Origin of the sequence: Collimonas sp., from assembly GCF_039923675.1 — a bacterium.
Lineage (GTDB): Bacteria > Pseudomonadota > Gammaproteobacteria > Burkholderiales > Burkholderiaceae_D > Collimonas.
This window is the reverse complement of sequence record NZ_JBDTCG010000088.1, coordinates 1-21,581: the sequence shown is the minus strand read 5'-3', so window position 1 is coordinate 21,581 and position 21,581 is coordinate 1. Positions and strand designations below refer to the sequence as shown.

Annotated in this window: 10 protein-coding genes; 4 read left to right on the top strand and 6 right to left on the bottom strand. The window is 58.5% G+C overall.

All coding sequences use genetic code 11. The features are described from left to right. Positions 1-142: 142 nt before the first annotated feature. Positions 143-319 carry a hypothetical protein gene (locus ABI171_RS18735; RefSeq protein WP_348094052.1) on the top strand — a complete coding sequence of 59 codons (177 nt, stop codon included), beginning with the start codon at positions 143-145 and terminating at the stop codon, positions 317-319. Between the two features lie 6 nt (positions 320-325). Here ABI171_RS18735 and ABI171_RS18730 read toward each other — a convergent pair whose 3' ends face one another. Beyond that, on the bottom strand, positions 326-2,392 hold the full coding sequence (locus ABI171_RS18730; protein ID WP_348094051.1) for an autotransporter: 2,067 nt from the start codon (positions 2,390-2,392) through the stop codon (positions 326-328). 476 nt (positions 2,393-2,868) lie between these two features. On the opposite strand from ABI171_RS18730, the gene ABI171_RS18725 reads away from it, so the two are divergent. Next, positions 2,869-3,732: an amino acid ABC transporter substrate-binding protein gene (locus tag ABI171_RS18725; protein ID WP_348094050.1), complete on the top strand. Its 864-nt coding sequence runs from the start codon at positions 2,869-2,871 to the stop codon at positions 3,730-3,732. A 98-nt stretch (positions 3,733-3,830) separates the two neighbouring features. Here the strand turns inward: ABI171_RS18725 and ABI171_RS18720 are convergent, their stop codons facing one another. Next, complete coding sequence (locus ABI171_RS18720) at positions 3,831-5,558, bottom strand: DUF885 family protein (RefSeq protein WP_348094049.1); 1,728 nt, start codon at positions 5,556-5,558, stop codon at positions 3,831-3,833. A 136-nt stretch (positions 5,559-5,694) separates the two neighbouring features. Further along, positions 5,695-6,174, bottom strand: a complete 480-nt coding sequence (locus ABI171_RS18715; protein WP_348094048.1) for an acyl-CoA thioesterase — start codon at positions 6,172-6,174, stop codon at positions 5,695-5,697. A 347-nt stretch (positions 6,175-6,521) separates the two neighbouring features. Between ABI171_RS18715 and ABI171_RS18710 the strand changes: the two genes are divergently transcribed. Together ABI171_RS18710 and ABI171_RS18705 are read left to right on the top strand one after the other, a co-directional pair. After that, positions 6,522-6,701 (top strand): DUF3311 domain-containing protein, encoded by a 180-nt coding sequence (locus tag ABI171_RS18710; protein WP_348094047.1) that lies wholly within the window; start codon positions 6,522-6,524, stop codon positions 6,699-6,701. Further along, positions 6,701-8,185: a sodium:solute symporter family protein gene (locus tag ABI171_RS18705; protein ID WP_348094046.1), complete on the top strand. Its 1,485-nt coding sequence runs from the start codon at positions 6,701-6,703 to the stop codon at positions 8,183-8,185. Before ABI171_RS18710 ends, ABI171_RS18705 begins: the two co-directional genes overlap by 1 nt. A gap of 79 nt (positions 8,186-8,264) precedes the next feature. On the opposite strand, the gene ABI171_RS18700 is transcribed toward ABI171_RS18705, so the two are convergent. From ABI171_RS18700 to ABI171_RS18690, 3 genes are all read right to left on the bottom strand, one after another. Continuing rightward, positions 8,265-10,682, bottom strand: a complete 2,418-nt coding sequence (locus ABI171_RS18700) for a TonB-dependent receptor (RefSeq protein ID WP_348094045.1) — start codon at positions 10,680-10,682, stop codon at positions 8,265-8,267. Between the two features lie 199 nt (positions 10,683-10,881). Continuing rightward, the gene (locus tag ABI171_RS18695) at positions 10,882-11,166 is read right to left on the bottom strand and encodes a hypothetical protein (RefSeq protein WP_348094044.1); all 285 of its coding nucleotides are present in this window, start codon (positions 11,164-11,166) and stop codon (positions 10,882-10,884) included. Between the two features lie 33 nt (positions 11,167-11,199). After that, entirely contained in the window at positions 11,200-21,570 is a 10,371-nt protein-coding gene (locus ABI171_RS18690; RefSeq protein ID WP_348094043.1) for a neuraminidase-like domain-containing protein, read from the bottom strand. Between the last annotated feature and the right edge of the window lie 11 nt (positions 21,571-21,581).

Here is a 21,581-nt window from a genome sequence, read left to right as displayed (position 1 = left end):
GCTCGATATTTGAGAGTTGCGAATTTCCCAGCGAACAACGGCCACATTGCGAGGAATGATTGATTAAATTTCCACCAATGGAAATCAGGTCATTCTTATTTTTGCGTAGGGATTTCCTTGTTTTGCATTTGCAAAATATTTGATGACAACCCGTGCGGCGCGATTGATGGAAAGCCTGATTTCCGATGCAATATTTTGCGAAGAATGGGAGCGCATCTGCAGCTTTATGTCAGCCTCGTCGAGGTTATTTCTAATGCGCGTGAAAATCGCGAAGATGGACAAAAAAGCGGTTGAGCGTGAAAGCCTGTTATTTGCCTGATCAGATTCATTGGACGACGACATAGTAGGTCGTCGCATCCTTGTTTCCGACGACAGAAGCGCCGTTGCTGGTGATAGCGTTAAATGTTCCGGCAATGCCGCCCGCTGCGCTTACCACCACGAATTTTGTCCCTCGAGCTGGTGTGCCGCTGAAATTAAGCACTAAAGTCCCGCTCAGAGCTGCCTGGCCGGCGACCTGCAATTGATCGGGTGACGTACCGATAGCAAGCGTGAGCGCGGCATTGGCGGTCTGACTGTAGGCGCCACCCACCTTGACCAGATGTTGGCCGCCGGCAGTCGCCAGCGAGCTCGAATTGGCGACATTGCCTGTACCTAGCGCGGTATCGCTTGCAACGGTCAGTGCGCCGCTCGTGATAGTCGTGCCGCCGCTAAAGGTATTATTTCCGAGCAGAGTGGTGCTTGCCGTACCGGCTTGAAGCAGCGATCCCGGGCCACTGATGTTGGACAAGGAAATCGCCGCGCTGGTATTGGCGACGACAAGAGCGCCGTTGTTGACGATGGCGTCCGCAGCATTACCGTTGGATGACCCCGCAGTGAGGAGACTGCTGTCGCCTGTATACGTCGCAATGGTCGTTTTGGAAGTGATGGCGCCGAATGGCTCGGCAGTGGTTGGCGCGCCGATGGTGGCCTCGGTTGCCGTGACAGCCGAGCCGTTACCCAATTGCAGCGTCGCACCCGCGCCGATAGCTGTTATGCCGTTGTAATTCTGCGGCATGGTCAGGACTGCATAGTTCCCGGGCGTCCCGGCGATGGTCAGGTTGCCGGTGCCGGCGGAGCCGTCGGCGTCCGGGCCGCCGCCGCCGCCGGTGATGCTGATATTGCAGGCGTACTTGCCGTTGTAGTCGAAGACCAGCGTCGAACCGTTATGAAGATTGATATAGGCGTTCTTGACCGATGAATCCGAAGCGGCCGGTGAGGGCGCTGACGGCAGGAAGAATTTGTTGGAACTGCCGTCGCCCCATTGTGTGGTGCCGCCTTCGATATTGATGCCACGGAAGCTCGAATTGTTACCGCCGGTGAGGCTACCTCTGCCATTGCGGACCAGCATGGTATTCAGGCTTGGATCGCTGAGCGACGGCTTGAGCTGGTCGCCGCTATTGCTGTAGCTGTAGATGCCGGTGAAGATGACATGGCCGGCGTCGGTGTTGATGTCGTCGCCATAGTGGCTTTCCCAGATGGTCTGGGGATACTTCAGTACGCTGCCGGCGGTGTCGTCGAACAACCCCTGGGGGGCGGCGGTGATGAATGATTCATTACTGAAAATGGTCGCTTTTGGCATGGAAAAGATCACGTGATCACTGCCGAAATAGCCACCGAACAGTTGCGAATACACGCCGCTGAACGAATTCTCGCCGACGAAAAAGACCGTCCCTCCGGTTGCGCCGACAGGTGGCCGCTGGATCACGCCGGCTCCGCTCAGGATGCCCATGTGGAGCGTCGGTCCGGATTCAAGCACCAGGGTGCCGTCGATCTGAAAATTGTCCAGGTTGATCGTAGTGCCCGCAGTATTGGGGATATAGCTGCCGATGCTGCCGCTGGCCGACGAGGGGGTGCCCAGCTGCAAAGTGGCGCCGGCATTGACAATCACTGCTGGCGGATTGGGGTTGCGGATAACCCAGTAATGGACGTGGTTGGGGTCGGTGGGGCTCTTGGTCTGGGTGGCTGTCTCGGTCTGCTGCGCGGCGGGCAGTGTGAATGTGCTGTCTCCCGTAAGAATCAAGGTGCCAGCTGCGCCGGCAACGCCGATAGCCAAGGTGCCTGTGCCGGAAATGACGCCGCTGTAGGTAGTTGTCCCTGCAGGCAGGTTGACTATGGAGTCGCCATTCAAGATCACATTGCTGTTCGCCAGGATGGCCGCAGTGATGTCGGAGCGTGACGCAGCCACAGGCGTCGTAGCCGGATTGCTGTTGGTCGTGACATTGCCGCCGGGAGCCGTAGAAGGGTTTGAAGCCGCTCCGCTACTGTCGCCGCCGCCGCAAGCGGCCAGGACAGAGATACAGGCAGAGACGCAGGCTGCGATGGTCGCATTGGCGGCGTTGGTCTTGATTTCCATGGTTCGATTGGTGAATTGAATTATTCACGTTCCCTGCAGGATTCGTGCCAAACAAAAAAAGAAAGGGAAACTGATAAATCTGAAAAATGAACGCTGCATGTGACAAAAAATGCACCAATCTGACGAGAACCGTAAGCTGCACGCGGATACGTGTGGAGGAAAAATGTGGCGGGCCACGATAGGTAGCTGCGTCTTCCAATGGCTAAGGATCTCCCTACAGGCCTGACTCCCGAGACTACAAGAAAATCATTATTTCCTGATTTCGCCACACCCCTTGCATTGATTATGCTGACCTGGCTGATGGACCGGGAAAGCTTGTCCCCATTCAGCGACATGGAAAAATCATGCACGCTGCGAAGATTGCATCCTGACCGGCGTACTTGCAAACGGCTCGGCTCGGCCGCGCAAATTGACAGGGGATAAATGTGGCAATGGGGAATAACAAGAGAAGCGCTTGGCATGTTTCAAGCGTTGGCATGGCGCTTGTGCTGATGCTGGGCGTCGCCGCACCAGCGGTGCATGCCGCCGATGTCTTGACAAAAATACTTGACAGTAAAACCATCGTCATCGCTTATCGGGAATCGTCATTTCCATTTTCTTTTATGGATCAGGATAAAAAGCCGGTCGGCTACACGATCGATCTTTGCCTCAAAATAGCCGATGCGATAAAACAGCAATTGAAGCTGCAACAGCTGAACATCACCTATATCCCTGTCACATCAACCAATCGCATCGACATCATGGCTGCTGGAAAAGCCGACATGGAATGCGGCTCGACGACGGATACCGCAGAGCGACGCAAGCGCGTCGATTTTGCGATCGTGCACTTCATCGCGGCATCGCGCATGATCGTCCGGGTCGAGGACAAGATCAAGAACTGGCCTGATCTGCGCGATAAGAAAGTGGTGACAACCAAAGGTACGACCAGCGTCAAATCGCTGGAAGACCGCGGCCAGATCCGTTCGCTCAACATGACGGTGCTGGAAGGGCGCGACCACAACGAATCGTTCAAGATGGTGGAAAACAAGACCGCAGATGCTTTTGCGATGGATGATGTGCTGCTCTATGGATTGAAAGCGACAGCCGGCAAGCCGGCGGAGTATGTCATCGTAGGAGAGGCTTTGACGACCGAACCCTACGCGATCATGCTGCCGAAGGGCGACGTCGCTTTCAAGACGATGGTTGACCACGAAATTGCACGCATAATCCAGGATGGCGAAATCTATAAGCTATACGCCAAGTGGTTCCTGAGTCCGATACCCGCAAAAAACAATATTACGTTGAACATGCCGATGGGCTACCTGTTGAGAGAGTCTTTACGTTTTCCGACGGACCGGTAAACAGCCGAACCAAGCTGACGGCACATGTTCTGCCGCCAGGAACCCAAGCCGGCTTGGGTATTCAAAGCGGCCCGCCAACGTGACAAAGCCGATGCCTGTCAATGCTGCGGATAAGGCGACTTGCCGCCATCGCTGATGAATCGATCGATCCGCGCATCAAGTACCGGCAGCGGGATCGAGCCGGTGGATAGCACCGCATCGTGGAAGGCTCGGATGTCGAACTTTGCGCCGAGTGCTTTTTCGGCGCGAGCACGGTCATTGCGTATCACCATCTCGCCCAGGTAATAGGACAAGGCCTGGGCCGGCCAACTGGTATAGCGATCGACTTCGGTTTCGATTTCGTGATCGGCCAGCGCCGTGTTCTCGCGCAGATAATCCTGCGCTTGCTGGCGTGTCCAATGGAGATGGTGCAAGCCGGTGTCAACCACCAGTCGCGCCGCACGCCAGGCCTGATAGCTCAAATAACCGAAGCGTTCGTAAGGCGTGGCATACATGCCCATTTCCTGGCCCAGGTATTCACAATATAGCGCCCAGCCTTCGCCGTAGGCGGAGATGTAGCTGTGGCGACGGAAGTCGGGCAGCCCATCCATCTCGGTAGCCAGTGGCATCTGCAAAGCATGGCCGGGTGAAGATTCGTGCAAGGTCAGTGCCGGCAGCGAGTACATCGGGCGGGAAGGCAGGTCATACGTATTGACGAGGTAGCTGCCCGGGCCACCGCGACCACTGGTGTAGAAGGGCGCCAGATCCGCCGGCACCGGTTCGATCGCAAAGCGGCGTCGCGGCAGCCGGCCGATGTAGTTGCCAACCTTGCCATCGACCTGCTTGGCGATCCACGCGGCTTCCTTGAGCAATTCATCCGGCGTCTTGGCATAGAATTGCGGGTCTGTACGCAGGAAATGCAGGAAGTCGGCAAAGCTGCCCTTGAAGCCGGTCTCCTTGATAGTGTCCAGCATCTGCTGATGAATGGCGGTCATTTCCTTGAGCCCCAGCGCATGAATCGCATCGGGGCTCATGCCCAGCGTGGTGTATTCGAGAATCTGTGAGCGATAGAACGCTTTGCCATCGGGCAGGTCTTCAGCGGCGAGACTGTCGCGTGCCTTGAGGATGTACTCGTTGCGCATGAAGGCGAGCAGCTTGCCGTAGGCAGGAATCACGCTGTTCTTGATTGCCGCGAGCGCTTCGGCGCGAAGCCTGGTCTGCTCCTCTGCTGGAATAATTGCGGGCATTTTTTTGTAAGGCGTGTAGAACAGGTTCTGCTCGCCGGGTGCATCGGTCACAGCAGTGATCGATTGGTCGCGTCCCTTGAGGATGATCTTCGGCTGGGTGAAGCCACGCGCCAGGCCTGAACGCATGTTGGCGATCTGTTCGTCGAAATAACGCGGGATATCGCGCAGCTGGCCGAGATAATTCTCGTAGCTCTGCAGATCAGTGAAAGTGCTGCGCGCGGTAAAGCCCAGGTCGCTCCAGAACGCCGAGTCACTGTTGAACGGCATCTCCCAGGTGAGGAGTTTCTGGCGGGCCAGCAGTACCTTGATCTGCTGTTTGTAGACCTCGTAATTGACCGGGTCCTCGCCTTTCAGTTGGCTCTTGGGGATGGTATTCAGCCGATTGAGTACGTTGGCCCAGTACTGCTCGCGCATGGTTTGGGTGGCGGCGTCCACTTTGGGTAGATGGTCGGCTGTATGCCCCTGGTTGTCCTCATCGTCAGCGCCGGCAAACTGTTGCTGGCGCCACTGCCATTCTTGTGTGTACAGCGCGTGGAATTGTTGGCTGGCGGCGGCCTTGGATGGTGCGGGAGCCGCTAGCGCGGTAGCCGCTGAGAACATGCATAGTCCAAACACGCAAGCAAGGCGTACGAGTGAAGATGTCATCGGATCGTTTCTGTCGACAGGAATGCGATCAAGCCATTTTGGGTGATCGCAAAGAGTAAAAAACACGGGAGGAGGAAAGCAAAGGCCACCCTCAGGTCGGCTTGCCCTCTTCAAAGCGGCGCGCCAGTTCCTGGCGTAGCTGCTTGCGCAGGATGGCGCCTTCAAAGCGCCGCTTCTCCTCGGCGCTGAACGGCCGCAGCGGCGGTACGGCGATCGGCCGCCGTTCGTCGTCCACCGCCACCATCGTGAAAAAACAACTGTTCACATGACGCACCACCTGGGTGCGTATATCTTCGGCCACCACCTTGATGCCGACTTCCATCGATGACGTGCCGGTGTGGTTGACGCTGGCAAGAAAACTGACCAGCTCGCCGACATGGATCGGCTGGCGGAAAGTCACCTGGTCGACGCTCAAAGTCACCACGTACTGCGCCGCATAGCGGCTGGCGCAGGCATACGCCACCTGGTCGAGCAGTTTGAGAATGGCGCCGCCATGGACGTTGCCGGAAAAATTAGCCATGTCGGGCGACATCAGTATGGTCATGGTGAGCTGGTGAGATGGCATATCCATAGGTGACGATTTTCTCTTTATGCTAAAGGGGAAGGGCGAAGTCACAAGCCTATCCTAAAACACCCGCGACGGGCAAGGCAGGCGTGGCTGTCCGGCACGGCTGCTGCGGTTGGTAGCTGATGGCGACAGCTTTGCCGGCGGCCGGAATCAGACACAAGTCCGGCCCAAGCCAGGTGAAAAACCGAGGAACGGCGGCGGTATTATAATGAAATCCGTTGCTGGTCGGCATTACCCTGGACGATGCCGGTAAACTCACTCGCGAAGCAATGACAAGCCTCCTGGTGACATCTGGCACATCCTGAAAAACCAATAACACATTATGCCAGGTCAAAAAAAGGAGTCGTTTCATGCGGTATTTGTTAGTTTTGCCTTTCATCGGTTTGTTGTGGGTGCCGTTCTATAACCACGAACTACCGGCCCTGTTCGGCTTCCCGTTCTTCTACTGGTATCAATTTCTCTGGGTGCCGCTGACCGCACTGATCATCTGGCTGGTCTATCGCAGCGACCTGAAAAAGGGAGTCGAATAATGAATGGCCAGATCAACTGGACCGCGCTGTCGGTGTTTGTGTTCTTCTTTGCGCTGGTGACTGTGATGGGATTCTGGGCCTCGCGCTGGCAAAGCGGCAAAAGCAACAAGGGGCAGCATCTGGACGAATGGGGCCTGGGCGGCCGCAACTTCGGCACCTGGATCACCTGGTTCCTGGTCGGCGGCGATTTCTATACTGCCTATACGGTGATCGCCGTGCCGGCGCTGGTGTATGCGGTGGGCGCCTATGGCTTCTTCGCCTTGCCGTATACGATCCTGGTGTATCCGATCGTGTTCGTCATCATGCCGAAGCTGTGGCATGCCGCCCACAAGGCTGGCCACGTGACTGCCGCCGATGTCGTCTACGGCCGTTATTCGTCGCGCAAACTGGAATTTGCAATTGCGCTGACCGGGGTGTTTGCCACCATGCCTTACATTTCGTTGCAGCTGATCGGCATGGAAGTGGTGATCAAGGCGCTGGGAATCACCGGTGAACTGCCGCTGCTGGCGGCCTTCGTGATACTGGCCTTGTACACTTATTCGGCCGGGTTACGTGCGCCGGCGCTGATCGCCTTCGTCAAGGACCTGATGATCTATATCGTGGTCATTGTCGCGGTGGTGCTGGTGCCGTTGAAACTAGGCGGCTACGGCGTGGTGTTTGCTTCCGCCGGCGATGCGTTCGCCGCCAAGGGTGGAGCCACCGGGCTGACGTTGAAATCTGCGCAGATCCTGCCGTTCGCCACCCTGGCGCTCGGTTCAGCCATGGCGGCGTTCATGTATCCGCACACATTGACCGGGATTTTTGCCGCCAAGAGCGCCGATACCATCCGCAAGAACGCGGTTTTCCTGCCGGCCTATACGGTGCTGCTGGGCCTGATCGCCTTGTTGGGATACATGGCCTATGCCGCGCACATCAAGGTCGACAACAACAACGATGTGGTGCCGGCCTTGTTCAACGCGCTGTTCCCGAGCTGGTTCAGCGGCTTTGCGTTTGCCGCGATCGCCATCGGCGCACTGGTGCCGGCGGCGGTGATGTCGATCGGCGCCGCCAACCTGTTCACCCGCAATTTCTGGAAGCCTTATGTCAATCCAAACGTCACCCCGGCCGGCGAGGCCAAGGTGGCCAAGATCGTGTCGCTGGCGGTCAAGCTTGGCGCGGTGGTGTTCATCCTGTTCTTGCCGACCAAGTTTGCGCTTGATCTGCAACTGCTGGGCGGCGTCTGGATCCTGCAGACCTTTCCGGCGGTGGTCTTCGGACTGTTCTTCGGCTGGTTCGGACCGAATGCCTTGCTGGCCGGCTGGGCGGTGGGGATTGCCGGCGGCAGCTGGCTGGCTTACGCGGACGGTATCAAGCCGGTGCATACCTTGCACCTCGGCGGCGACAGCTATACCGTCTACACCGGCCTGCTGGCGCTGCTGATCAACATCGCGGTTGCAGTCATCATCCAGCTGTTGTCGGGAGGCCGTTACAAACAGCAGCCATAGTCTGGCGCGGCGAGCTGATCGCCGGATTGCAGCTTGCGGTGCCAGGCTTTCCGGGAGAAAGCCTGGCATCCAAAGCCCGTTATGAAAAATCAGCCTTCAAGGTCAGGAACGCCTGGCGCGGCGGAATCGGATAGGTGTTGTACGTGCCGCTGGCAGCGCCGACCACAACTTCCAAGACACCCTGGCGGTTGGCCAGGTTGGCCACGTTGAAGTTCCAGCGCGGATTTTTCAGCAGGTTGCCCATGTACGGCAGCTTGCCTGACAGGTTCAGGCCCATCAGGAAATAGCTGGAGACGTGCAGGTCATTGGTATAGGTCGCATAGCGCTTGCCGACGAAATCGCCGATTAGTTGGACTTCAACCCCGGCGACGGTAGTGGTGGCGACGAACTTGTTCATCCAGGTCGGCGCACCCGGCACGTTCTTGCCCGCCGTCTGCACCACGCTGGTGCCTGAAGTGTAGTTGTCTTCGTACTGCGAGTGATTGTAGGAGACGGCGTCATAGAACGAGATGTTATGGCCAAAATGCAGGGTGCCGGCGAGGTCCACGCCATCGGTCTTGACGCTGCCGACGTTGGCCAGGATAGCGTTGCCGCCGATGATCGAGCTGATGACCGGAGTAGGGCTGATCGACAGCAGACGATTGCTGAAATCCACATGGTAAAGGTCGATCTGGCCGTCGAAGGCTTTGACTACGCCCCAGTCCAATTGGCGCGTATCGCGCAAACCTAGCTCGTAGGTAATCGAGGTTTCCGGCTTGGCGGTGGATTTGAACAGGTCGAAAGCCTGCTGGCTGGGCAGGCTCCATGGCGACGCGCCGCCGGCGCCGTAGGTGACGAACTGGCGCATGTTTTTCTGGATATTGGCGAACACCTGGTCTTGTTTCGACAAGTCCCAACGCACCCCCACGCCGGGCAGGAACCAGCTCTTGGTGACGATCTCCCCGACCGGCAAACCTTGCGATCCGCCGCCTATGGCAGCCGGCGCTTCCTGCACGGGGAACTGGCCGTCGGCGAATTGCAAGCTGGACTTGAAACCGGCTTGCAGCGCCAGGTTGGGCCGTAACTTCCACTCATCCTGCAGGTGGAACTGGGCTACCTTGTTATCGATGCCGCTGCCATACTGGGTAATCAGCGGATTGGACGGGCGGGTATATGGCGAGCTCGGATTGTTGACATCCAGTGCGTACCAGCGGCGGTAAGCTTCCGAACGATTATGTTCCAGCCAGATGCCGGTTTCTATCTGATGATTGCCCAGGTCCCAGTGCAGCGTCGATATATAGCCGTCGCGGTTGATGGTGTATTCGGTGGTGCGGGTGGCGTAGCCGGAGTTGCCGAAGACCTGTTTCAGGTTCTGGTTCGGATAGTACACCGCGAACAGGCCCGGCAAGCCGGCCACGCCGATCGGGCCGGCAACCACGCCGACGCCGTCGTCATGATGGAAATAAATCTGATTGGTCCAGGTCAGGTCAGGACTCAGGTTGGCTTCGTATTTGGCGTAAGTCAGGAAGTCGGTACGCTGCGCATCGCTGTAGTAGTTGTGATAATTGTTGCCGTCCGCGGCCGGCGTGGCGCCGCTCGGCGACAGATAGGCTTGGGCGGCGGCGAAATTCGGGTACAGGAATGAGCGTGTGTAGGGTGCGCTTTTTTCACCGGCGACATGCACCGTCGCGTCTTCGTTGGGTTCGGTCTTGTCGGAATAGTCGGCAAACAGGGTCAGCTTGCCGGCGCTGCCGTCGTGCACGAATTTGGCGTTGAACTGGTCGTTACTCTGGCGGCCGTTGAAATCCCAGGCCCGTGCCTCATGATGCAAAGCTGAAAAGTAAGCACTGTTGCCATTGCCGAATTCGCCGGTATCTACGCGGATAAAGGTGCGCGACGTGTTGTGGCTGCCGACGGTTTGCTGGACATTGACGTTGTACTTTTGCAGCGGATCGCTGGAAAAGGTGTCGATGGTGCCGCCTAGGTTGCTGGTCGAGGCCGTGCCGAGGTCGCCTGCGCCGGTCGACAGCACCACGCTGCGCACGTTTTCGCTGGTGACCGCGCGTTGCGGCGACAAGCCATTGTAGTTGCCGTATTGCTGGTCGCCCAGCGGCACGCCATCCATGGTGTAGCCCAGCTGCTGGCCGGTGAAACCGTGCACGAACAGTGACAGGTTCTGTTCGTTGTTGCCCCACGGGTCGGCCGTCTGGAAACTGACGCCAGGCAACGTTTCCAGCGCTTTCAGAGGATTCACGCCAGGCAGGATTTTCTGGATTTCATTGCCGCTCATGGACACCGTGGAACGTGTCTTGCGCGTCGAAATCTCGACCGTGGCGATCTGGCCGCCATCATTGTCAGGCGCGGCTGCTTCCGCGCTGTTGGCGGTGGTAGCGCTAACGGTTTGGGTAGAATTTTGCGCAAATGCGTGGCCGCTGGCCAGGGTGGCGCAAAGCGCAGAAGCGGCGAGGGCGATGCGGGTGGATTTACGGCGCAATACGGGATGCGAATGCTTGTTCATCAAAAGCCTTTGTAGTGGAGCAAGGGAAGAAATCCAGTCGTGCGAGAGACTAGCCTGCTACCGTTACAGGAGGATGACGAGCAATCAATGTACCTAAGGCCTGTGGTTTTTGCGCCACTGGCTTGCGGCCTTTTCCTTTAATAGAAATATCCGCCGGGCGGTCTCCTGCGAAGGGTGGCAAAGACATGCCGACAACTAACTACTTGCCACTCTTGTGCGACTGCGGCTGACTTTTTTTCCGGCTACCTATCGTTTCAACTTCGACTTCGACGGCAACCTCATCCGCAGCGGTATGCTCCACGGGCCGCTCAAGCACACCGACAAATCCCGTTCCCTGCACGTAAAAAACCTGGTTCAGGTTCAAGCCTGGATTATCGGTGGCGAGCCGGTTCAGGTCGGTTTCCAGGGTGGCGAGATTAGCTCCCACCAGAAACTGATACCTCGGCGCACTGGTCTTGTTGGCCTTGCTAGACTTGGTGCTCATCATAGTCTCCATTGTCTGCAGCGGTTGATCTGCTTAGCAAGCAGCATGCTCCTGCGCAACCGGCCGCACAGTTTCGCAGCACGCGCACACCGTCTCGTAGCGGCACAATATAAATGCGCGTTTCAGCCTGCTGACGTCGTGGTCGAGGGTCAGCGTCACGGAATGATGCTTGCGGCCATGTCTGATCGGCCCGATATCTACCTCGGCAACCCCGTGATACAGCTTCGGCCATTCTGCACTGGTGACGCAGTTGATTTCGGTCTCGCTGGCATCGTCACAGTCGTCGTCGGCGTGATCTATCATCACCTCTACCAGCTGGCAATCCTGCACGTCGTCATGGGCGCAAGGGCAAGCGTCGATTTCCGGGCACGCATCGGCTTTCTCGTCGCCGCACTCTTCCAGCTCGAACAGCACGGCCAGCTTCGAGATGCGCAACTCTGGATCAGCCGGCAGGAAAGGGAATAATTTGCGTGAAATGGGTAAGCGCATGCTACGTGCCCCGGCTTTTTCATCGTCGTGGTCCTGATGCGCGGAACGCCGCTGGAACAACTCCCAGGCATCCGGATAATCCTTGCGCAAATCAATCAATATCCAGCCATTGCCGGGCAATTTCTGCTGTGCGCTGGCGCTTGCGGCCTGCCTGAGAGGAATGCCTCCCTCGCGCGCCGTGTAATTCATGTGCACCACCACATCCGTCAGGCTATCCATATCGAAGTAGTTATTTTCAGGCGGCATTTCTATGCGCCAGCAACTGACAGCGCCGAGGAATTCGAAAGGCAGGTGCCGCTCGTCGTGGAAGTTGAGCTCGAATAGCCCGGCATCGCTGCGACCGCTGGAAGTGGCGATGGCTTCTTTCGCGCCATAATGCCGCACCGCTCTCTGGTCGGCGCCGCAAAGCGCGTAATGTTCATGCGGTCCGTGGCTGCAGCCGCAGCTGTTGCGTGGCTTGTCGTGGCAGCATTCGGTGACCGGACACGGCAGACACGGATCGATCCGGGTCTGGCTGCTGAGCAGGGTCAGACGGCAATGGACGCCGGTATAAGGGCCGGTGACGCAGGGTATGGTCAAGCTGACATTTTTTATACGGCGCAGATACTGGCCGGGATAATCCATGTCGAACATCCATTCCGGAATTTCTATTTCACAGCTTCCCGTGATTTTCAGCCGCAGGAACTGTAAAGGAAAATGCAGGGCCAGCGAAATATGCTTGGTCAGTTCATATTCGCGCCGGTTGCAGCCGACATATTCCGTTTCCATCTGTTGCAGCGCCAATTGCAGCCGTTCGCCGGCCTGCAGTCCTTCGTGCAGATTGTCCCAGCTTTCATTGACGACGAATTGCCGTTTGGTGTAACCCAGTTCGAAATTGAACGCACGTTGCGCTTCCACGGCCAGATAGCGCGCCAGTTCGAACATTTGCCAGTGCAGCGCGGCGGTTTCCTTTTGCAGGTAGAGATATAACTCATGGCTGGTGAATTTGTCGCGCAACGCATCCAGCACTTCACGCGATTGCGCAAATTGCGTTTGCTGGATGTTCAACTCTTCCAGCGCCGAATCGCGGCGGCGTTCGGCGCCCAGTATCTGGATTTCCTCTTGTTCGATTTCGATATCCAGGATCTCGACCTGATGCACCCAGTCGTCCAGCCGCCGCTGCCAGCTTGCCTGCGTCAAATCCAATCCGGCATTGACGCTGGCAATTTCCGCGAATTCATTGGTGATGCGTGCGATGGCCTGGAACATTTCGCCCAGCTTGGTACCCAGCGGCAGCCATGTTTCTTCGCAGGGAAAACCGACAAACAAGTCGGGAATCAAGCGCATCGCTTCACCGGTGGCTTCAATCGGGATCGCCGAGGAACGCAGATCGAGAGAAGAATTGGTGTTGCTTTGATAATTCAGCTCTCCATTGTTGAGGCCAACGTCGATCAGGTGTTTATAAAAACGGCGATTGGTTTGACTGACTTCCTTGGTCTTGCCCAGCGCTTGCACTTGCCAATCGGCGTCGCGCCATTGGTTTTGCCGTACGTTGATGGTCATGTCGGCCAGCTGCGTTTCGTGGCGCGCCCGTATGGACGCCAGGAATTCGGCATCGCCATTGTTGAATGCCGACAGCAATGCGCCACTCAGTTCACGTACTTTACCGCTTGCTTCCTGGGCCTTCTGCAGCAGGTAGACAAAGCGGTAAGGGCTATGCGGTCGGCACCACTCATCGTCGTCGCAGCAAGGCTCTTGCATCGCTTCGCAGCCGCAGTGCTGCTCCAGCGTGGCGCAGCGGCATGGATCCTGCCCGAAATACGGCGCCCCGCATTTGCCGTACGGACCGCACGTGCCGGCATTGCGCAGGCGTGCCTCGCTCATGCAGTGATGCACCAGCGCCAATCCGTCATTGACATCGCAATACAATGCCATCAGGCGCGGATTGAGCGGCGGGATAAGCGGGGTGAAGGTCGCCACCGTTTCGCTTGCGGCAGGCGTGTAATTGACCAGAACCCGCGGACAGGCGCCCAGGATCATCGCCGCGGTATCCAGCACCAGTCGCGCTTGCTGCGCAGATTCGCGCGAGTTCTGGCGCATCAGCGCCCGCGACCATTCCACCAGGGTTTCCAGGTAGTGCAGGAGGACGGAGCGATTGCGCGCCGCTTCTGCCGAGATATGGGTACTGTCGCAGCACATCGCAGCCGGTAACATGCCGCCGTCGGTGCGGGCCGGGGCGGTTCCTGCCGCCGTCGCCGCAGGCGTTATGTCCGCCGCTGGCGGCACCGATGTCACAGGTGGAAGATTGGCCGCCGGTGGCTGGTTTCCACCGTCATCTCCCAGGCAATGCACCCAGCTGTTGTCAGTCAGCAGAGGGTTGCTCACCAATTGATACCATTTCAACGCGGGTTCGAAACGGCAGTGGCAACGCAATACGCCTGCCACCGACAGCGCCGGACTGAACAGGGAAGCCGGAAACAGACAATCGCCCGGCTCCACAAAAGCGAAGTACGGGTAGGCCGGCAAACCTGCCGGGTACGGGCTTGCCGTGGCAGGCGCATCCGCCACCAAAGGCAGCGTAACGCAGGCATCGGCCGCCATGTCATAGCGGAAGCCGGGTGCGTCTGTGCCGTGGTAGCCGGTTGGAGCCGCGCCGCCAGTCACGGAGAATGTCAGCGAATCGCCGGTCCGGCCGACATAGGCCAGATCGGGCATGCTGCCGCTGGTCAGCTGCACCAGCCCGTCTGCGCGTCGCGGCTGTTTGAACTCACCGTTATGCACGCGGCACCAGGCCAGCTGCGTGGCCGCCGCCGCTTTCCAATCCAGCAGCGCGGGCAGCTTATCGTCGTCATGCCAATAGGTAGACGCTTGCTGTATCGGATCATAATATTCGTCCTGTAACGGCGCGTTAAAGACTTGCGCGGCGACCAGCCAGAAATAGTACTCATCCATCAGCGGCGGATGTGCGCATCCGCATTCGTTGCAGCAACCAGGTTCTTCGTGAAAATCGCTGGGATGAAATTCAGCGGCAGCAGGTGGAACGCCACCGGCTGCAACCCGTACGAATTTTGTTCCGAGACGTATCGCCGCCTGGATCCAGAAAGGCAGTTTGTCATCAAGCGTGACGGTAGCGGCCTTGGCTGCAACGGCGGATGTACTCAGGCTGCCGCCGGCGCCGGTGGGGTTGTTGGGGAGGCCGCCGGGTGGCGCAGGCATTGTGGCTTGCGCTGTATCCGGCGCAAGCCAACTCGGCCGTGCGTCACGTTCCGGTGTTCCCAGCACGCCTAAGCCTTCGCGCGGTGGATCGAGCAGCCGCAACGCCGAAGCATCGCGCTGTTGCAGGAATTTCACGGCAGGATGGAGCGGCGGCAGCGTCTCCGGCCAGTATTCCAGGCCGCCCGGCACTGCAATGGTGAGTGTGGAGCGGCGTAGCTCTTGCTCGAGAAATTGAAACGCTTCAATCTTGCGCGCCTGCTTGAGCTCATCCCAGTCTATCCAGTTTTCCTTGTACAAGGTCCGGCATTTGCATTTTTCCCATACCCGATATGAGGCGAATTCATGCTTCCAAAGATGGACAAAGCCCGCGCTCACGGACCAGTTCATTTCAAGCCCTAGACGCGCCCGCTGGATGAAATTCTGTACCGCTGTAATGGCTTCCTCGATGCGGCTGGCGTGTTCGCAACATCCGGTATCGACGTCCAGCAGCAGCAAGGCGCTCAGCTCTTTGGGCGTACTGGCAAAGCCGCCCCAAGGCAACGCCACCCGCTGCATGCCGCACAGATAGGCAATCAGCGCGGCACGGGCACGGCTTCGCAAGTGGTCGTTAAGCCGTTTGACGTCGGCATAGCGCCGCGGCGTTTCATTTTCCAGGCAGCCATCGTCTATGAAGCGGACCAGATTGGCGTCGCCTGTCTTTACTTCGCCGGTCACCAATTGCCCCGGATCGTCCGCGGCCCACAGGTCGGGGCGGGCGGTGGCAATATTCTGCGGCGTGAAATGCTTCACCAGATTATTTACCCAGCGGTCGCCGTGCCACACACGCACCGTCCAGCGGTCATCCTCCAGATCGGTGGTGTTGATCGCATGAACTGCCGTGGTTTGAGATTGAAAATAGCGCGATACCAGGCTGGCATGGCGCGCATCGATCTCAAGGTGGCGTAGCAACTGTTCAGGATTGTCTGGCTGTTTTTCTAGCGCGTCCTCAAACAGTAGCCAGACCGGCCGTTCGATTGCCCTTTGGCGTTCATGCCGCATGCAGGTGTAATCGAACATCCGTTCCCAGTTGTCAAACAGCGCCTGCCGGCGTTTGGCGGTTGGCGCCACCCGCTGATCCTGGGCCGGCAAGGGAGAGTCATAGACGTCTTTCAACGGCAGGAAATTGAAATCGAAATTGGCGGCATGGCGCAAGAACGGCCCGGCCGGCGCAGGATTGCGATAATAGCTGGCGCCGGCAAACAGATCGGCGTGATCCAGCATATAGCCCAGCTCGGATTGCTGGTAAGGCTTCAATGGCCGCCCGGAAAGTCCGAACCGGTGCGCAAACAGCAGTGCTTTGAATGCACGCTGATAGGTACGGCGGATATCGCGCAAGCTGCTGGTATAACGCAATTGCAAGAACAGCGCGGCGCTGCAATATTGCGGGGTATCGGGAAATTTGACCCCGTTATTCAATGGCTCGTCCGCCTGCCCGCGGAACAGGCATCGCAGCGGCAGCGCTTCCGGCCGCTCATGCGTATCGGCGCCACAATATTTGACCTGAAAACCGGTGTGCTGCGGATAGAGATCATCGGCGTCCGAGAAATCCGCTGCCGCCTGCCTGAATTCCACCGTGATGTTGTAAGCTCCGCGCTTCAGATGCAGTGTGGACTCCTCCCGGCCATGGGAATCATGCAAACCGTGATCGCCATCGGGGTTGTCATGCCTGCGGTCCTCATGTCCACGGTGATGCAGGACGCTCCAGCTCTTTTGACCACGGTTGAGCGTGACTCGCCACTGGCAATGTTCCGCCCGCTCCAGATCCGGCTCTTCGCCGTCAGGGGTCGGCGCGCCGGCGCTGAACGTGTATTTACCGTCTTCATCGACCAGCAGCACGCCAGACCAGTTGACGATAAATCTCTCGGCGCCGCCGAGTTCCTTGCCATGCTGGTCTTGCACGGCGAATCCATTGCGCAGGTCGACATACTTGAGCTGTTCGGTGCTCAACTGCAAATCCATTGCCGGCAGAATGGTCGGCGCCGGCGCATTGTTTTTATTTTTCTGATGATCAAAGGCAGTCATCGGACCACGCATTTCACGCCAGGCCAAAGCGCCGGCGGCGCCGTCGACTCTTTTGAATTCGCCGAGCAGCCCGGTGCCGGTCAGGCCAAGCAGGGCCGCAAAGGCGCCGCCGCTGGGTTGCGGTTTCCAGGTCACATCGGGTACGGCGCCGCTATCGGCTTCCCATGTGCTCTGGGCGCGATTTTCGTCTGCGTACAGGTGTTTCAGCAGTAGCCAGGCGGTCGGGAACCCGTGTTGCCATTCCTCGCCGGTGGCCGCAGCGACGTGCCGCGCCAGATGTTCGGCAATCAGATGGCAGCGTTTGTACATCAAGGCGAACTGGTGGCGGAACCAGGCCCAGCGCTTGTCTTCGTCGTGCTCCTCGATCAAATGTCTTTCGGCCTCGCCGAAATCTGGAAAGAAACAGGCAAACGCCGCCAGGTCCACACGCGGCATGTGATACAGGTTTTGTGTCGCCAGCTGCTCCGCCGGCGTCAGATTGCGCAGATGCTCCAGCTTGTTGACCACTTGCTCGTCGCTCAATGGCAATTGCGTCCATAGCTGGGAAGCTGCGGTGTCGAAACGGAACGGTCCTTCCGGTGGAAGGTTCCACATGGCAGCCGAGGGTGCGGCAAGATGGACCCGGTATTGCCGTTCCGTCGCCGATACCGCCATGCCGGCATGTTCCAGCACGCCAGGGAAGAAATGCTGCGCCAGCGAAGTCAGGTAATCGGTGGCGCCAGGCGCAAGCTGGAAGCCGAATTCATCGCGTAGCGCCGCTTCGACCCGCTGCCAGCTCCATTTTCGCTGTTCTTCTTCGCTGACTTCAGCTGCCAGCAACGCATGCCGCAATGTCCAAAGGTCGTGATGATCGTCGTCTTCGGGACACGACAGGGGTGAATCGAGTGCGTCGTTGACATCTTGCAAAGGAAACGGGTCGACGCCATCGAGATGATCGTCGGCGCTGAACAAGTACAGGATTTCACCAATCCCGAATTGCGAGGCGGTCATCTTCGCCAGTACTTCGGCGAAGCGCAAAGTGCCGGCCGGCTTGTTGTGCCAGGTGTCGGTGGGGTTCGCCGGATCGAATCCGGCCAGTGTCGACAAGGGATCGAGATTGGCTTTCAGCAGCTTGATGAATTGCGGATGGTGTTTTCTCTTGGATTCATGTCCTGCCTTATGCTCTGATTCATCTGCATAGGCCGGGTAGGTATGGGCAAAATTCTGGATTCTCTGGACCAGCTGATCGACAGCCCAGTTCCACTTCGCTGCGCTACTGCCAACCCACAAGGCCAGGATATGCGTCCGGTTGGCGCCGTGCGCGCCGGCCAGATGTGTGCCGTCGTCGAGTTTCAGCTTGAATTGATCGCGCAGAATCTGGAATGCCGCAAGCTGCCGGATAAAATCGGGATTGATCGCATCGCCGATAAACAGCTGCAGCACTTCGCAAATGTCGCACAGCTGGGTAAAGCTGTATCTGGCGCCGCACACCGCTTGCAGCTTGCGCCATAGGCGCAAGAAAACCGCCAGCATCCTCAGCGCATCTTCCTGGCTCGCCGGTTTGATGAAGCGTATCTGATAGTGCTCAAGACAGCAAGGTTCGCAGTCCGGCAGTAGCGTGCGGCCATTGCCGGGTGGTTCGACGGCAGTGTCTCCCGGATTGCTGGCGCCGCCGCCGCGGTTGAGCGTTGTGCGCTCAATTGCCGCAAACGTAAAGCATCTGGATTTTTGCAAATCCACCAGTTCGCAATAACTTAAACCGGTACGTTTTAAAAACTCCGGCAACTGCAGCGCGATCTCGATCCAGCTGACGCCGCCGGGGTCGGATGTGTCGAATCCATATAATTCATACAGGACCAGAAACCCTGGCGTGGGCGCCGCAACGATATCCTGGGTGAACAGCAATGTATATTCTTCAGGATTGATTCCCAGATACTCGATGGCGGTGTCGATGCGTACCGGATAACGCCACAACTGGCTTTGGAAGAGCGGCGCCGGCAAGGTAGGATCCAGCGCGAATTCGGTAATCTCTTGCCGGAAAGTGCGCATCGTTTCAAACCGGCATGTGCCGACATGTTCCAGATAGCTGCGGCAAATATCCAACGGCTCGGAATAGGGCAGCGCTGGCGCAGAAAAATCCTGCTCGAGCTTGTCGTAGGCGCCTGGCTGGGCGACAGGCACTGCGGGAGCGGAATGTTCAGGCAAGGCATCGAACAGTTCGCAGGCAGGATGGCAATCCTCATCTTTCTTGCTTCTGGTCGCGCAGAGTTTATGGCCGCCGAGATGGCTGCTTGCGGTGTCGTACACCGCGCCTATGGGCGATGCAGGAATGACGGCGGCAAGGTTTTCCAGGTTTTCGTTGACGATATCAAGCAAGGGAATCTGTGTTTCGGCGTTCGCCGCAGTCACGGTCAAATTGCCTAGTGGCCCGCGGCGTGCGGCAATGGCGTCGCCCAAGGTCGATTTCCCCTTCGGCGGCTCGGCAGCCGGGTCATGGCAAGTCGAGGCTTCGGAAAGCGCAAGCAGTTCGTGCAGATATTCCACCGGCCCCGACGGCGACAGATAGCAAGGCGGGATGCAGTTCACCAGCCCTCCAGGATTAATCGGCTGGAACGGCTTCGGCGTCGGCGCCGGTTGCGGACCGGTCGCTGCAGCCTTGGCATAGATGATCGCGGCTTGTGCGAACGCCACGGTGCCGCACAATGCATCGCTGAAGTCCGCCAGGCTGAGCGGAATGATGTCGTCGGCGCTGGTAAAACCGCGGGCGTAGAGCGCCTCGGCCACCGAAAACGCCAAGCTCGGAACCGGCGGCATCACGTTGGACGCCACAGTGGCTAGCTGGCACAGATTGTTAATTATGTACATGCGCTGATATAACCAGGATTGCGCCGCCGGGTCGCCCGGAAAGACCAATGCTGCCGCGTCTTCGACCGCACCATCATTGAGTCCTGCAGCGCCAAAGGTAAACGGACCGGTCAACAGTACGTATTGCGCAACAAATTCGGCGATGATATCGACAGTCGGCAAATCCAGCACCGGCGCGTTGCCAGCCGCTCCGGTCGGTGGGGCGGCGACGCCGGATTGCATATCGAAAAATTTTTGTACCCAACGGATGAATGCCGCCACCCGGATTTCAGGGGTGCCGGGCGCGGTGAACGGCGGCAGCAGCAAGATGTTGACTGGCGAGCCAAACAAGCTTGTCCATTGCGCTGCCGACAGCCCGGCAAGCGCTGCGACGGTAGCGACCGGCAAGGCGAGGATGGCCGCTATCAGCGTTGGGAAATCCAGGGTCAGCGCGCACAATACCAATTGCAAATATGGCGATGGCCGAGCCGCCAGCTCTGGCTGCCAGAATTTTACGACATCATCGCCGGGCGTGTAACTGCGCCAATCGGCGGCGCCGGGAAACGCCAGCCAATCGTTCACCAGCGATAGAACTGTCGCATCCAGTTTGCATGACGGCGCGATGGTGTCGGACACCGGTTGCAAGGCGTCCAGCCGGCGCACAGCTTGCGCCGGATTGATTGCAGGAGACGGGTCGATGACGCCGCTGTCGTACGCGTTGATAAATACCGGCAACAGGCGCTCCTGATTGTCGCGCACCGCCATCAAGAATCGTTGGGCGGCGCCCATTTGCACTGACAGCTGCGCGCCCAGCACGTAAAAATATTCGGCGGGAACAGTAAATGCAGGCACCAGCGGCCCGCTGCCGCCACTACCGTCGACCAGCATGACTTCGGCCGAGTCGACGGTGGTGCCCAGGCTGGTGCTGCCGGGATACACCGGAAATTGCAATAGCGCGGATGTGGCATTGGTGCTGCTGGCTTCGCAGGCGATTGCTGCGCCGAGCGCATAGACATAGCGCGTCAGGCTGTCAACCTGGGCATTGTGGGTGGCGTAATAACTGTTCAGATTGCCCTCGAACTGCTGGCGATTCTGTTCCAGCGGATTGCTCAGGCTGGCGTCATTCGCCTCAGAAGTATACAGCGCACCGATATGGTCCCAGTTCGCTGGCACGCTGACTGACGGCAGGGCCGGCAATGGGTCTTGCGGCCCCCAGACGATTTCGTAGGCGATATGCCGGGCCTGCTCGGCTTTGATGGCGGCGAGCGCAGGAATCGGACCTTGATCCGCCGCCAGTATCGTATTCACGGCGGTCTTCAAGGCCGTGAAATTTGGCGGCGTGCCGTCGTTGCTGAGGTCCAGCGACGCCAGCCCGGCGCTGAGCGGACGCGGCAACTGCAAATACAGGCTGGGGTCCAGGTCCGGGAAAAAAACCGGTAGCGGCGCCGGGCCGGGGACGGTGATAATGTCGTAATACAGGGTCTTGTCGGTCACGGTGCTGCCGCCGCGGCTGATCTCGATGCGCAAATCGGATGAGACGTATTCCTTGTAGCCGGCCGGCGGCGCGATCTCGATCACCGCCGTCGCCACCGCCTCCGGCGGCCGCAGCAGCAAGGTGGTGAAATGCTGGACAATGCCAGTGGTGGGCGCGGGAATCCAAGGCGTGGCGGGTACCGGCGGCGCTACGTAAACTGCCGAGCCAAGGACCTGGCCAACTGTTGGATCACCGGTCGACAGGTCGTAGGCGGTAACGGTCAGGCCGCTCAGGTAGGCGCTGAACGAGCCCCCCGGGATGGGATGGTCGGGATGAAGCCGGATGACGATTAACGCTGACATGGCTGACTCCT

What these genes read in the sequence shown, in the direction of transcription:
- ABI171_RS18735 (WP_348094052.1), top strand. Translation starts at nt 143, where the DNA reads ATGACAACCCGTGCGGCGCGATTGATGGAAAGCCTGATTTCCGATGCA.
- ABI171_RS18730 (WP_348094051.1), bottom strand. Translation starts at nt 2,392, where the DNA reads ATGGAAATCAAGACCAACGCCGCCAATGCGACCATCGCAGCCTGCGTC.
- ABI171_RS18725 (WP_348094050.1), top strand. Translation starts at nt 2,869, where the DNA reads ATGGCGCTTGTGCTGATGCTGGGCGTCGCCGCACCAGCGGTGCATGCC.
- ABI171_RS18720 (WP_348094049.1), bottom strand. Translation starts at nt 5,558, where the DNA reads ATGTTCTCAGCGGCTACCGCGCTAGCGGCTCCCGCACCATCCAAGGCC.
- ABI171_RS18715 (WP_348094048.1), bottom strand. Translation starts at nt 6,174, where the DNA reads ATGGATATGCCATCTCACCAGCTCACCATGACCATACTGATGTCGCCC.
- ABI171_RS18710 (WP_348094047.1), top strand. Translation starts at nt 6,522, where the DNA reads ATGCGGTATTTGTTAGTTTTGCCTTTCATCGGTTTGTTGTGGGTGCCG.
- ABI171_RS18705 (WP_348094046.1), top strand. Translation starts at nt 6,701, where the DNA reads ATGAATGGCCAGATCAACTGGACCGCGCTGTCGGTGTTTGTGTTCTTC.
- ABI171_RS18700 (WP_348094045.1), bottom strand. Translation starts at nt 10,682, where the DNA reads ATGAACAAGCATTCGCATCCCGTATTGCGCCGTAAATCCACCCGCATC.
- ABI171_RS18695 (WP_348094044.1), bottom strand. Translation starts at nt 11,166, where the DNA reads ATGAGCACCAAGTCTAGCAAGGCCAACAAGACCAGTGCGCCGAGGTAT.
- ABI171_RS18690 (WP_348094043.1), bottom strand. Translation starts at nt 21,570, where the DNA reads ATGTCAGCGTTAATCGTCATCCGGCTTCATCCCGACCATCCCATCCCG.